Annotated in this window: 9 protein-coding genes; 6 read left to right on the top strand and 3 right to left on the bottom strand. The window is 73.5% G+C overall.

All coding sequences use genetic code 11. The features are described 5' to 3' along the window. The first annotated feature begins 5 nt into the window (after positions 1-5). Positions 6-1,616 carry an SMI1/KNR4 family protein gene (locus ACI1MP_RS37745; RefSeq protein ID WP_404870993.1) on the top strand — a complete coding sequence of 537 codons (1,611 nt, stop codon included), beginning with the start codon at positions 6-8 and terminating at the stop codon, positions 1,614-1,616. A 993-nt stretch (positions 1,617-2,609) separates the two neighbouring features. Here ACI1MP_RS37745 and ACI1MP_RS37750 read toward each other — a convergent pair. Further along, positions 2,610-5,519: an ATP/GTP-binding protein gene (locus ACI1MP_RS37750; RefSeq protein ID WP_404870994.1), complete on the bottom strand. Its 2,910-nt coding sequence runs from the start codon at positions 5,517-5,519 to the stop codon at positions 2,610-2,612. Positions 5,520-5,711: 192 nt separating this feature from the next. Between ACI1MP_RS37750 and ACI1MP_RS37755 the strand changes: the two genes are divergently transcribed. Further along, entirely contained in the window at positions 5,712-6,956 is a 1,245-nt protein-coding gene (locus ACI1MP_RS37755) for a serine/threonine-protein kinase (protein WP_404870995.1), read from the top strand. 221 nt (positions 6,957-7,177) lie between these two features. Here the strand turns inward: ACI1MP_RS37755 and ACI1MP_RS37760 are convergent, their stop codons facing one another. Continuing rightward, a complete protein-coding gene (locus ACI1MP_RS37760) occupies positions 7,178-8,200 on the bottom strand; it encodes a DUF4238 domain-containing protein (RefSeq protein WP_404870996.1) in 1,023 nt (340 codons plus the stop codon). A gap of 25 nt (positions 8,201-8,225) precedes the next feature. Beyond that, on the bottom strand, positions 8,226-10,454 hold the full coding sequence (locus ACI1MP_RS37765) for a zeta toxin family protein (protein ID WP_404870997.1): 2,229 nt from the start codon (positions 10,452-10,454) through the stop codon (positions 8,226-8,228). A gap of 143 nt (positions 10,455-10,597) precedes the next feature. Between ACI1MP_RS37765 and ACI1MP_RS37770 the strand changes: the two genes are divergently transcribed. The 4 genes from ACI1MP_RS37770 (at position 10,598) to ACI1MP_RS37785 (ending at position 12,692) form a co-directional block, all read left to right on the top strand. After that, positions 10,598-10,855, top strand: a complete 258-nt coding sequence (locus tag ACI1MP_RS37770; protein ID WP_404870998.1) for a hypothetical protein — start codon at positions 10,598-10,600, stop codon at positions 10,853-10,855. A 5-nt stretch (positions 10,856-10,860) separates the two neighbouring features. Then, a complete protein-coding gene (locus tag ACI1MP_RS37775; protein ID WP_404871022.1) occupies positions 10,861-11,229 on the top strand; it encodes a hypothetical protein in 369 nt (122 codons plus the stop codon). A gap of 247 nt (positions 11,230-11,476) precedes the next feature. Further along, positions 11,477-11,653 carry a hypothetical protein gene (locus ACI1MP_RS37780; protein ID WP_404870999.1) on the top strand — a complete coding sequence of 59 codons (177 nt, stop codon included), beginning with the start codon at positions 11,477-11,479 and terminating at the stop codon, positions 11,651-11,653. Between the two features lie 292 nt (positions 11,654-11,945). Then, the gene (locus tag ACI1MP_RS37785) at positions 11,946-12,692 is read left to right on the top strand and encodes a hypothetical protein (RefSeq protein WP_404871000.1); all 747 of its coding nucleotides are present in this window, start codon (positions 11,946-11,948) and stop codon (positions 12,690-12,692) included. The last annotated feature ends 461 nt before the right edge of the window (positions 12,693-13,153 follow it).

Genomic DNA, 13,153 nt, shown 5'->3' on the forward strand with positions numbered 1-13,153 from the left:
CGGGCATGGACCTGACGGTGGAACAGACGGCACGGCAGATGGCGGCGGAGATCGTCGCGGCGGCGCCGGAGGGCTGGACGGAGTATCTGCTGCGCGGGCGCGGGAGTCAGGGCGGCAGCTCGATGTCCGGGGGCGGTTACGTGGCGCCGAGCCGCCCGGGCGAGTTCTTCCCGCCGGGGCTTCCCGCGCACATGCGCGACCTGCTGACACACCTGAACCTGCCCCCGAACCTGAGCGCGCCCCGGTTCCTGGACCTGCATCCGCACATCTCCTCGCTGTCGTCCGCGTTCCGGGAGAGCCGCGGCTGGGAGGGCATCGCTCTGGAGGTCGCGTGCCGCCCTTCGGGGGCCTTCGAGCTGGTGGTGTTCCGGGACGACTTGGAGCCCGGGGGAGGTCCGGAGAGCGGCTGGACGCTGACCGTAGACCCCTCCTTCCAACTGCCCGAGCCGGGCGCGGCCGAAGGCGCGGAAGCGTCCCGGGGCCCAGCCGGCGACCCGGCCGAGGCGGTCGAGCGACTGCGGGCCGTCCTGCGTCAGCACGCCGAACGCTCCGGCGCGGAAATCAAGTTGGCGGCACCCGTCACCGAGGAGCAGCTCGCCGCAGCCGAACGCAGCCTGGGCCGACCGCTGCCCGCCGACGTGCGGGCGCTCTACCTGGAGGCCGACGGCGACGGAGGCAACGCGGCACTGGCCGGGTACGGCTGGCTGTCGCTCGACGATGCCCTGGCCGAGCATGACGAGTACATAGGTGCGCCGGCCTGGTTCGGCTGGAGCCTCGACTGGAACAGGGTGGTGTTCGACGCCGACCCGCCGAACACGGTGCGCCGCTGCTCGGGGCACCCGGGCTGGCTCCCGTTCGCCACCGGGTTCGACGGCAACTTCCTCGCCGTGGACCTCGCGCCGGCCACGGACGGCAGCCCCGGCCAGGTGATCGAGGTCGGCCGCGACTTCGACCGCGGCCCACGCTACGTGGCCTCTTCCATCACCGCCTGGCTCGGCCAGGCCCTGGGCCTGCCTGACCCGCACACCCCGCAGCCGACCGACGACTCGAGCCGACCCGTGGTCGAGGCCCTAGGCGAGCAGCTCGCACCGGACGTTCAGGACCTCCACCTCAACGACCTCCCCTCACCCGCCGACCTCACCCCGCTCTCCGCCACCCCCCACCTGCGGCGCCTGCACCTCAACCGCTGCTCCACCGCCGACCTCTCCCCCCTGGCCGCGCTCCCCGTCGAAGACCTGGCCGTCGACCTCGCGGCCGGAGCGGACCTCGCACCCCTCACCGGCCACCCGCGCCTCGCCTCACTCGCCGTCGGCTCCCCGACCCCGATCGACCTCGCCCCGCTGCCGACCCTCCCGGCGCTGCGCTCCCTCGACCTGTCCCGCTGCCCCGTCACCGACCTGACGTTCCTCGCCGATATCCCCGGCCTGTGCTACCTCGCCCTCTCCGCCGACCAGTGGAACGCCCTGACCGTCGCTGGCCGCCTCCCCACCCGCCTCGCCGCCGCCCGCCTCGCCGGAGCCCCGTCCTTCACCGCCGCCCTCGACCTGCTCGCCGCCCTCGGCACCGACACCTCCACCGCCTACCGACTCTCCGGCACGGCCGAGGGAGCCTCCTGACCTTCAGTTCGCCGCCCCCGGGGCGGGTCCGCACGGCCGTCGCTGCCGGACGGCCCGGCCCCGGCGAAGGTGGCCGACAGCGGCCACCGCGACACCGGCGCCGACCTCGCCATCCTGCGCTGCGCTGCCGACATCGCCGCCCTCCACCCGCGCCCCGGCGCCCGCCGTCCTGTCCGCGGTCGGTGAGGACGCGCAGGCCGGCGTTGCGCAGGATCGCGGCGAGAGCGGTGTCGAGGGTCTCGTCCACGGCCCGGGCGAAGCGGTCGACGGGATCGCCGATCTCGGCTTCGTCGTCCAGGGTGGTGAGGGCGGCGCCGACCCTCCACGAGACGGCGACGGATCCGGACGGCCAGCTGGCGGACGCCTTCCCCAGCAGGGTGACGACGATGCCGGGCGTGTCGGGGGCGGTGCTGACAGGGAGCCCGACGAGGTCGAGGGCGCGCTTGAGACGGGGCAGGATCCGCTCGGTGCGCATGTCGCCGCGCAGGGCATCGGCCTCGTCGGTCATGCCCATGAAGTCGGTCAGCTCGAGAAGCTCCTGCCTGTGCTCCGGGCCCAGGCCGGGCTGCTCGTCGGTGGTTGCGTCGGGCACGGTGTGAGTCATTGGTGCTCCATTTCCTGGACGGGCTGGTGGACTTGGGCGCCGTGGCCGGCAGGGATCGGGGCCCGGCGCTTCCTGCCTCAGAGGCGGCCGGTTCACCGCGCCGGGCCGCGCGCTGAACAGCACCGGGTTCCCCTGGCAGGCCCGGCCCGCGTACGGGCCGCCGGCCTCCCCGGGCTGAAGGCCTGTGGTGCCGAGCGCGAGGTCGACCCACCGCTTCGTCACCCGGTCGCACACCCCCGGGGCCGCCGACTCATCACCCATGCCGTCGATCATCCCGCTTGGGCATGCGGCGTGTCCGGCACTTCGCCACCAGACGCGTGCGGTGGGTTCTCGGCGTGGGGACGCCGCCTCCGGCGACGCGTCCCGTGCGACTGCGGCGCGGTCGGTGCTCACAGTGGCGGGAGGCTGCCTCGCCGATCGGTGACCAGGGCGTGCCAGCGGGTGCGGACGGTCTGCTCGTCGGTGTTCCACCGGGCGGTTGACGGGCTGTCGGGGTTCTGGTCGGCCATGTAGTGGGCGATGTCGGTGTAGTAGGCGTAGTCGCCGTCGCGGGTCAGGTCGTGCAGGCGGGTGACGGCGGCGGTGTGTTCGGTGTGGTTGTCGCGGACGGCGTGGTGGAACGCGGCGGCGAGGTCGACGGCGGCTTGGGCGGCGGTGATGCCGGAGGCGAGGGCGTCGGTGCGGAGTTGGTCGATGCGCTGGTCGAGGTGGTCGGTGCCGGCGTCGCGCAGGAGTTGGGCGGTGCGGACGGTGAGGGCGGTGGCGCGGAGGTCGAGTCCGGTGAGGAGTTGTTGGGCGAGGTCGATCTCGTCGTCGGCGAGGCCGGGGTCGGTGAAGGCGAGGGCGAAGGCGCGTTGGGCCTGGCAGGTCGCGGTTTCGCCGGCGACGCGGTGGTGTTCGGCCTGGGTGCGGGCGGTGAGGTAGGCGGCGGCCGCGGTGGTCATGTCGCCGTGGGGCCAGTGGAGGTCGCCTTCGACGCGGTGCTGGCGGCCTGCCCAGCCGAGGTGTTGGGCGGCCTGGTGGGCGGCGGGGAAGTCGCCGGCGAGGCGCAGGAGGTGGACCAGGCCGCGGCGGGCGGCGGGGGCGAGGCGGCTGGTGCTGTCGGCGACGGTCTGCATGCCGTGGCGGGAGCCTGTGCGGTGGCCGAGGTCGCGTTGGGCTTTGGCGAGGTAGTAGAGGGCCATCAGGTGCAGGTCCTCGGGGAGCAGGTGGCTGTCCACGACGGCGGCCAGGCGCTGGGCGGTGCGGGCGCGGTGTTCGTGCTGGCGGCGGGTGAGCGCGGAGAGCGTCTCGACGAGCATGTCGGCCGGCGTCGCGGCGGGCGCGGTTTCACTGTGGCCGGTGTGAGACGGGGTGGCGTTCCGGGACGGCAAGGGGGCCGGTGCGGGTGGGGCGAGGGGCTCCCACACGGAGTCGCCGATGTAGGCCCAGGCGGCGTCGGTGAGCCAGTCGAGGTCGAGGCGGTGGTCGCGGGCCAGGCGCAGGCCCTGGCGCAGGCAGGCGACGAGCACTTCCCGGCCGACAGTACCCGCACCCGCACTAGCACCAGCCGTGCCAGCGTCGGTGCTGGTGCTGGTGGTCCAGTGGTCGCCGATCGCGGTGAAGGCGCGCTGGGCGGCGGTGTGCCAGTCCTGTTCGCTCCAGCTGTCGTCGGTGCGGTCGTCGGCGTGGCGCAGGGTGGAGCGGACCACGCCGTGGAGGTGGTAGGGCCACAGTCCGGCGGGGTGTTCCAGGACCAGCGGCCGTTCGACCAGGCGCCGGGCCGGGGCTTCGCGGGGGAGGCCGGCGGCCGCGGTCGCGAGGGGGATGTCGAAGGCGTCCAGCAGGCAGGCGGCGCGCAGGACGTGGCGTTCGGCTTCGGTGAGGTCCTGCAGGGTGCGGGCGAGCAGTGCGGGGAAGTCGTGGTCGACGTCGGCCAGCTCGGGGGTGCGGGTGCGGCGGACTTCGAGGAAGCGCTGGACGGCGAGGTCGAGGTACAGCGGAAGGCCGTGGGAGCGCTCCGCGATGACGGCGCGCAGTTCGGGTTCGATGAGCGGCCGGCCGTCGGGGTGGGTGAGGCGGCGGGCGAGGTAGTCGTCGCGGTCCTCCGGGCTGAAGTCGCCGATCAGCACCTGCCGGTCGGCTTCGACCGCCCGGCCGCCGTCCGCGTCCCCGGCAGTCCCGGTCCGGCCGCCGTCGTTCGCCGCGCCGACAGCGCCGACAGCGCTGCCCGGGTCGCCGCCCGCCGCGGCGCTGCTGCTGCCGCTGGCGCTGCCGTCGGCGGAGGGGGCGTCGGTGTGGCGGGCGGCCGGGATCGGGATGGTGCGGGGGTGCGGGAGGTGTGTGGCGAGCTGCGGCCACGCGGTGGGGCCGGTGTAGTCGAGCTGTCCCTGGAGTGCGGGGTCGGCCCATTGCAGCCAGCTGCGGCCGGTGATGACGAACAGGGCGTTCGGCATCAGCCACACCACCCGCTGGATCAGGCGTTCCAGGTCGCGGTGGGTACGGTCGCCGACGTCCTCGAAGGTGTCCAGCAGCACGATCGGTGTGACCTTCTTCTTCTCGGGGAGCCGGTCGAGCTCGTAGGCGAGCAGGTGCGGGTAGAACGACAGCGCGTCCAGGTCCGGCTCCGCTTCCAGCAGGTCGGCGAGCCTGGGGCACCCGGCGAGCGCCCGGGCGGTGGTGCGGCGCTCTTGCACCGCCCGCACCACCGCGGTGGTGACCTGTCCGACCGCCGATCCCACCGCCCCGGGCAGTGCCAGCTCCTCCGCGGCCTTCGACAGCGCCCCCTGCATCTGGCCAGGCAGCGCCTTCGCCAGCCGGTGCACCAGCCCGGCCCGGCGCAGGTACTCCTCCAGGCTCTCCCCCGGGTGGTTGTGCCCCCAGTAGCGCAGCAGCGCCAGGTCGAACGCCGGCATCGACCGGTCCAGGCCGGCGAACGCCATGCGCAGCGTCAGCACCAGGCGCTCGAAGTCCATTCCCGCCGACCGGGCAAGGTCGATCCGCACCGGCAGCAGCACCGGCGACGTCGGCCACGACGGCTCACCCCACTGCGCCGGCCGCCCCGGAGCCCCGCCGAGCGCGGCCTCCACCTTCCGCGACAGCGTCGACTTCCCGATCCCGCCGATCCCGTGGAACACCAGCACGTTGCGTCGGGCCGTCTCCAGGTCCTGCACGTCGAAGCCCGGCTCCGAGATCCGCCGCAGATGCTCCGAGACCGCGGCGGCGACCTGCGCCCACTGCCGCTCCCGGTTGGTGAACGCCTCGTCCGTGCCCACCCGGTCGTTCGACCCGAACAGCGCCCGCAGATCCCGCCCCGCCACAATCCGCCCCTCCGACAACACCCTGACAGGTCATCAACCTACGCGCCCGAAGCGCGCTGCGAGATCAGTGACCGGGTTCTCCACCCGCCCTCCGGCGCTGTACCGGGTTGCCTCGGCGGCACTCCGGCGGCGGGGTCGCCCGAAAGTTCCAACCGCCCAACTGCGCAACGGCTGCTGCCTATTCTGCTGTTCATGACAGCGATGGCGGGGGATCTGGTCGGCGGCAGGTACCGGTTGGTCGAGACGGTCGGCGAGGGCGGGATGGGGAGGGTGTGGCGGGGCCGCGACGATCTGCTTCAGCGGGACGTCGCGATCAAGGAGCTGACTGTCCCCGGGAATCTGACGGCCCATGAGCGGGACCGCCTGGTCGTGCGCGTGATCAGGGAAGCGAGAGCGGCCGCCCGGCTCAGCCATCCGGGGATCGTGACAGTGCACGACGTCGTGCAGCACCGGGGCGCACCGATGATCGTGATGGAACTCGTCCGCGGCCGTTCGCTGAGTGCTGTTCTCCGAGACGAGGGCCCGCTGGCCGGAGAACGCGTGGCGGCGATAGGCGCGGCCGTGGCAGACGCCCTGGCTGCGGCCCATGCCGCGGGCATCGTGCACCGCGACCTCAAACCGGACAACATCCTGATCGACGGCAACCGGGTCGTCGTCACCGACTTCGGCATTGCGAGCATGGCCGATGCCACGATGCTCACCAGCGAGGGGGTGGTGCTGGGGACGCCGGCGTACATGTCGCCGGAGCAGATCGAGGGCCGGCACCTCACCACCGCCACAGACCTGTGGTCGCTGGGCGTCACCCTGTACGTCGCAGTCGAGGGCGAGCTGCCGTTCAGCGCCCCATCCCTCAGATCGCTCTTCGCCGCTGTCCTGACCCAGGAACCACGCCCTGCGCACAAGGCCGGTGCACTGTGGCCGGGGCTGTCGGCGCTGCTGCGGAAGGATCCGGCCGAGCGTGCCGCGGCTGAACAGGTCGCAGGACTGCTGCAAGCCGATGAGGCAGTCATGCGGAAAGAACTGCTCACCAGGGTGGCCACCACGGCCAACGCCATGGTGGAGCTGCGGCGGGCCCGGAGCGTTCAGCGGCGCGCGAAGGCCCCCGAGCAGCGATCGGCAGGCAGCCCCAAGCCCGACGCCGAGACGGACGCTCCGGTGACACCTGACGAGGTGTCCAGGGGAGCGGTCAAGGCAATCCTGGGCCTCGGCATCCTGACCGGCCTGCTTATCTGGAGGTCTACCAAGCCCAATGCTCCTGCCAGTTTCCTCTGGTTCATAGCCCTCCCCGGCTTCCTTGGATCGGCCATGGTCGGAGAGGGGATGGAGGATGTCCTGCGGAGCTGGCAGTCGAACAACGACGCGAAATGGGTGGGAAGGATCATCCTCGGCATCACTTTCGTGATCTTCCTGATCCTCATATTCCGTTCACAGCTCTGACGAATCCTCCGGGCGGGACTCTGGCTCTGCGGGCCGCCCCCGCTTCCTGCGGGCCTTCCCCAAGGCCGCTCTAGGAGCCACCTATGGATCGATTGTTCACCCGAACAGCGCCCGCAGATCCCGCTCTGCCACAACCGCCCTCCGGCAACGGCCTGACCGGACATCAACTACGCCCTGCCGGGCAGGGCGACGGGCAGTCGGGTCGGTCAGCTTTGGCTGGGTCAGCGCTGGGGCGGGACTTGCGGAAGTGGCTGGCGTTTGCCGGACGCGCACACCGTCCGCACGAACCTGGGGAGGCTGGAGCCGGGGCGGAAGTAGACGTGCCGGACGGCGGCCTGGATCTGGACCGTGTTGAGCGCGTCGACCTCGTCGCGCGGGATGCGCCGGACTTCTGACGTCGGGCCGCCGATGGCGATCAGGTGCTGCGGGCCGACCGGCAGGACAGCGGTGTGGGCGTTGCCGAGCGGTACGCCGAAGACGCCCTGGGTGGGGACGTTGGTGTAGGCGAACGTGATGGCGGGGCTGTCGCCGATGAGGAACTCGCCCTCCGCCGGGACGAGGACGTTCACGGAGTGCGGGGCAAGGATCTCGCGTGCGCGGTGGAAGCGTTCTTCGATCGCGGTCCGCAGCACGGCGCCGCTGTCGACCAGGTGCTGCGACGTCTCCATGAACCGCTGGGCGAAGTACTCGGCGGCCGCCTGTGTGCCGGGGTAGATGCCGAACTCGGCCACGGCGGCGGCATCGAGCCTGCTCCGGTCCTCCCCCAGCAGCCGGCGGAGGCCGGCGTCGTAGGTCTCCTTCCAGGCCTTGTTGTGGACTTCGCGGAAGCGCAGGCTGCGGATGAAGTGCAGGGCGACGGTGTCGCGCAGTGTTCCCGCGATCTCGCGGTCGCCGAGCGCCGCCGGGTCGTCGAGAACGGCGAACGCCGCTCCCATGCGTTGTTCGGTCGCGTTCCATAGTTCCTCCAGGGAACCGGAGGCGAAGGCGACGAAGTCCGTCTCGAAGCCGAGCGCTTTCGTCCCCTTGTCCTTGCAGTGCCGTTCCGGATGGTGGAGGTCCAGCCAACTCACCAGGTTCCCCGTGCTGCCCCGACCGGGGGCAGCGAATCGCCGCAGCAGCACCTGCGAGACCACATGCTGCCGCGAGACCGGCTTGTTCGGCTCGGCCTCGAGCTGGCGTATGTGCGCCAAGAGCTCCTGGGCGTCGGTGCGCCCCGGCGCGGGAGGGGTGGGGAACTGATCCATCGTCCGATGCTGCCAGCGACGGCTGTCACCGCCAACCGGTTTGACGTCTCGACCGTTCTGCGGCAGCCCGGGGCGACAGTGCGCCCGTAGGCTCGCTGCTGCGCCGGAAGGGCCGGCGAAGCTCGACCGACAGCAAGGTGGTCTTCCCGTGCACGATTCCGACCAGCCCGCCCCCCATATCGGTGGCGCCGGATCCCCGGATCCGGGCGGGGTCGACGCGGACGCGGTCGGCCGGGTAGCGGAGAAGATCGACGAGATGGCCGCCCGGCTGACCCGGCACGTCTTCGACGAGCAGCGCCGCCCGGGCGCGGACAGGGCCCTGGTCGAGCGTCTGCTCGCCGAACGGGCGGCCTGCGCGGCGGACCGCGCCAGGCTGGTGGACGCGGACGCGCGGGAGCTGGCGCGGATCGAGGCCCTCTACGACGCCAAGCTCGCCGAGAACACGGGCCGGTAGGGCCGGACGGGGAGCGCGGCGGGCGCGGCGCAGGCGAGCCGTCCCGGCCTCAGCCGCTCCGGCAGCAGAGGCACGGCGAGGCGGGTGATCGCGTCGATCTCCCGCCGGTACTGCGGCAGCGCGGCCCGCAGGGCGCGCTGGCGGCCGAGGAACGCCAGCGCCTCCTGCTCGCTGTAGGGGCGCTGCTGGCCGAGGCGGAAGGCGTGCGCCGCGCCGGTGGGTCCGCTCCACCGGCCGTCGGGCCCGAGGGCGTTGCTGAAGGAGGCGGCGTTGTCGCGCCGGACGATGCCGAGGCGGTCGACCATGCTGCTCGGCGAGCCGAACGCACGTCAGCACGGCCGTCAGGCAGCGGTCGTGGCCGACGGCCGTGGTGAACCGGCCCGGCCGGGTGCCGCCCCGGCTGACATCCGCGTAGCGCTGGGCGGTGCCCTGGCGGCTGTCGGCGGCGCGCACGTCCAGCACCAGCAGCTCGACGCGGTACCCGGCCCGTCGCCACGCGGCGGCCGTGTCGGTGAACTCGGCCGCGCTGCCCGGCGCGATCTCGACCACCGCGTCGCCGCGCCCGTCGCGCACCAACTGCTCGGCACGGGCCTGCCAGGCCTTGTAGTCGGCGCGGATGCGGGCGGAGGCGGTGCGCGGGTGCTCGCGCAGCAGCTGGTGGTAGTCCGGGTGGGCGGCCTTGAACATCCCCCCGGAGATCCAGACGGGGCGGCGCGAGCGCATCGCCCGCAGCACCGTGACGGCGGCCCCGGTCTTGCCCGCGCCGGGAGCGCCCATCACGAACACCGCCACCGGCCGCTCCTGCGCGGTGATCGGCCCGAGGTCCGGGACGATCAGGTTCTCGAAGATCCACGCGTGCTCGTCGGCGGACAGCCGGTGGAAGTCCACACCCGGCGGCACACTCAAGGGCTGGGCGGTGCGGCGCACCGGCTCGGCCAGCGCGGCCGCCCGCTCCGCATCCCGCACCACCGCCAGCACCCGATCGGACGCGAGCCGCTCCTCCGCCCGCACCAGCTCCCGCTGCGCACCGGCGAGCGAGCGGCGGAACCGGGCCGTCTCCGCCGCACCCCACCAGCGCCCGCGCTCCGCCTCCACCGCCGCTCCGGCGCCCGGCGGCCGCACCCACCTGCCGCCCGCGAACTCGTTGGCGTAGAGCACCTCCAGGCCGCGCCGCACCACCGCGACCCGGTCCACCAGCCCCTCGGCCTCCAGCACGCCCAGGGTGCGGGCCAGCTGCCCCGCGCACTCGTCGTGGTTCGCCCACGACACCCACCGCTGCGCCCCGTCCTGCCCGTCCGGGCCGAGGTAGCGGGCCAGCACGCCGAGCTGACTGACCGCCAACGGGACCGCCACCGCCACCACTTCCACCCGGTACCCGGCCGCCCGGTACGCCGCCGCCTGCGCCCTCGCCTCGTCGGCGTCGGCGAGCGCGGTCTCCACCACCACGTCCAGGCCGAGGTCGCGGGCGTGCCGCTCCACCCCGGCCTGCCAGCGGCGCACGTCCGCCCGCACCCCCGGCCCGGCCGCCCGCACGTCGCCCTCCAGCAGCGGGGCGTCGAAGGGGTGTACCGCCTTGTACAGGTCGCTGCCGACCCGGACCGCGCCGCCGCGCCGCTCCAGCACCGCGTGCAGCACATCGCCGACCGTGGTCTTGCCGCTGCCGGGCGGCCCGGCGACGAGCACCGCCACCGGCCGCTCCTGCGCCACCGCCCCGGCGGTGGCCGCAGGGAGGATCACCTCGGCCAGCACCCGCCGGTGCTCCCGCTCGGACAGGACCGGCCCGACGTCCCGCTCGCTCAACCCGCTGCTCCCGTTCACGGAACCGGCCCGCCGCACGGCGGGCAGGAGTGGACCGGGTCAGGGCGATCCGGACGCTGCTACTGTAGCGGGTATGGGTACGGGTACGTACCCATACCCATCTGTCGAGAGGACGGAGCACCGCCATGGCCGACGCCAACGTGCGCATCCCCACCGAGACCCGAGACCGCCTCGCCCAACTCGCCGCCGGCGAACACATGTCGCTGCGCGCCTACCTGGCCCGCCTCGCCGACACCCAGCTCACCCCCGCCGAACGCGCCGCACGCGCCGAACAGGCCCGCCAGAAGCTGCAGGCCTGGAACGGCTACAACCCGGACGCCGAACACGCCCAGCGCCTCGACGCCGAACTCGACCGCCGCCTCGACCTGGCAGCCGGCCTGTGACCGACATGCACATCGTCCTCGACGACACCGCCATGGTCGCCGCCGGCCGCGGCAACCTCCTCGCCTCCCGCCTCATCCACCGCGCCCACGCCGAACCCGGCTGGCACCTCTACGCACCCGCCTGCGCCCTCGTCGAAGCCGACCGCGCACGCCCCGGCACCGCCGAACACCTCGCCGCCCTGCCCGCCCTCACCGTCCTCGACCTCGACCTGCCCGCCGCCCTCGCCCTCACCGCGGACGCCACCTGGGCCCAGGCCCACACCCGCTACGCCGCCGCCCCGACACCCGAGCGCCCCACCGGCGCCGTCGTCGCCACCGCAGACGCGGAACGCTGGAAGGGCGAATCCGTCCGCGTCATCGACCTCACCCCGTAGCCGCACAGCCGGAACCGACCCGACTCGACGGTTCCCGGCCGCGCCAAAGCGCCTTCCGCCGCCTCCCCCGCCGGCCGGGACATGATCGGTCGGAGATCCGTACGGGGCTGTACGCGGCCCGGCGGGCAGGACTTCGAAGCCGCGGGGCCGGTTCTGCTTCGGGGGCGCTGTGCAGGGAGACCGGCCCGGTGCCACAGGCACTGGGCCGGTGACGGTTCGTCCGGTGACGGTGGGGCAGACTGTGCCCATGAGTCCCGATCGCCGCCTGCTGGAGCTGGCTTTCTCCGAGCCCGCCGTCGACCAGGTCCTCCCGGCCGCCGAGCAGACGTGCCCGCTGCCCGCCGGGAGTTCGCCGTTCCTGGAGCCGGACCTGATCGTGCCCGGCCCGTCGGCCGCCCCGCGCTCGCTCGCCCCACAGGCCTGACCCCTGGACCAGCCGCCCGCAACGCGGCAATCAGCGCGTATCGAGCTCGACGACCAAACCGCCCCTGAACCCCGCCGGGCGAACGAGGCGGGGACTCCGCGGCCCTTACCGTCCCGCGTTGCCCCGGTAGTCGGATGCCGACGTCCCGCGATGTCCGCGGTCCCGGGCCCGTCGGTTTCGGGCCGTGTCTTCGGGACGGCGCGCTCGTTGAACGCGGCGGCGCGTACGACAGTCGCCGCGCTGGTGCGGCGACGTGAATGGCCGTCGCCGACTTCGACGGGAGGGGAACGCTGTGACCAACGGCGAGCGCGCGATGGACGAGGAGACCCGGGCCCTGCTGGATACGGCCAGGCACGTGGTGGAGGCGCTCGCGGCGGCGCACCGGCTGCTCGGCCGCGAGGACCAGGCGCTCCTCGATCTGCAGGCGCACACCGCGTCCGCGGCCGGCGGGGACAGGGCCGCGACCCTGCGCAGGATGCGAGACCGCGTCGGCGAGACCGCTCGGCACCTGGCCACCGGTGTCGGGATGCTCGCCCAGTTCGTCGGCATGGTGCAGATCGGGATCGACGGCCAGTACTCCCAACGGGCCGACGGCAAGCTCCACACCCCGCTGGCGGCACTCGAGAGCCGCGACTACCTGCTGTCCGAGGCGGTCGACATGCTGGTCGGGGCGATCGACGCGCTGCGCGCCGCGTATGCCCCGACGCGCAAGCACCCCGGTCTCACCCGCCCGCAGGACCGGCAGGCCATGGCCCAGGTCGTCGGGCATCTGCTCGACGCCGCCCGGGAGATGGAGACGATGCTCGGCACCGACCCGGCCGACATCGAGTCGTACGCCGCGAACGTCCTCGAGCAGCTGGCGCTCCTGGAACGGATCTGCCGGCCGCTGCCCGACCGACCGGACGCCGCGATGAGCGACGACGCCGCCGTCCAACGCATCCTGATGGATCCGGAGCTGACCGCCAAGGTCCTCCAGGGCGCCAAGCACATGAAAGTGCTCGCGCCGCAGGCCGACCGCGAGGCGACCGGCATCGCGTGAAACGGGACGCGGCGACCACCTCCTGGGGCCGTCGGCCCCGGCGCGCACCCACCGTCGGCCCGGCTGCGGCCTGCCGGCGGTTCGCCGCCGCGGTGCGCGAGCACGGCACGCTGCTGGGTGTCGGTCTGGCGATCTGGCACGACGCGGCGGCCGGCTCCGCCGCCGCGGACGCGCTCGCCGCCGACCTCACCCTGCTGCAGGTGTCGCACCAAATCCTGCGCGCTCCGGCTGCCTCGAATGCCGGGCCGCCGGCCCCGGCTCGGCACCGAAGTCCGCATCCTCCGGGGCCAGGCGCTGGAGACGCTCCGGGGCCAGGCCCCGCTCGCCCTGCGCCTGGCCGCCTGCGGCCCGCTGGTGGACTCCGAGTTTGACTTGGCGGCGTGGACCCTGGGAGCGGATGGCGTCGCGGTGCCGGTCAGAGCGGTTTCCCGCCCGGACATCATGCTGGCCATCCAGGGCTA

The sequence above is a fragment of the Kitasatospora griseola genome, assembly GCF_044999035.1.
GTDB classification, from domain to species: Bacteria; Actinomycetota; Actinomycetes; order Streptomycetales; family Streptomycetaceae; genus Kitasatospora; species Kitasatospora griseola.

What these genes read in the sequence shown, in the direction of transcription:
- ACI1MP_RS37775 (WP_404871022.1), top strand. Translation starts at nt 10,861, where the DNA reads ATGCACATCGTCCTCGACGACACCGCCATGGTCGCCGCCGGCCGCGGC.
- ACI1MP_RS37780 (WP_404870999.1), top strand. Translation starts at nt 11,477, where the DNA reads ATGAGTCCCGATCGCCGCCTGCTGGAGCTGGCTTTCTCCGAGCCCGCC.
- ACI1MP_RS37745 (WP_404870993.1), top strand. Translation starts at nt 6, where the DNA reads ATGGACCTGACGGTGGAACAGACGGCACGGCAGATGGCGGCGGAGATC.
- ACI1MP_RS37755 (WP_404870995.1), top strand. Translation starts at nt 5,712, where the DNA reads ATGACAGCGATGGCGGGGGATCTGGTCGGCGGCAGGTACCGGTTGGTC.
- ACI1MP_RS37760 (WP_404870996.1), bottom strand. Translation starts at nt 8,200, where the DNA reads ATGGATCAGTTCCCCACCCCTCCCGCGCCGGGGCGCACCGACGCCCAG.
- ACI1MP_RS37770 (WP_404870998.1), top strand. Translation starts at nt 10,598, where the DNA reads ATGGCCGACGCCAACGTGCGCATCCCCACCGAGACCCGAGACCGCCTC.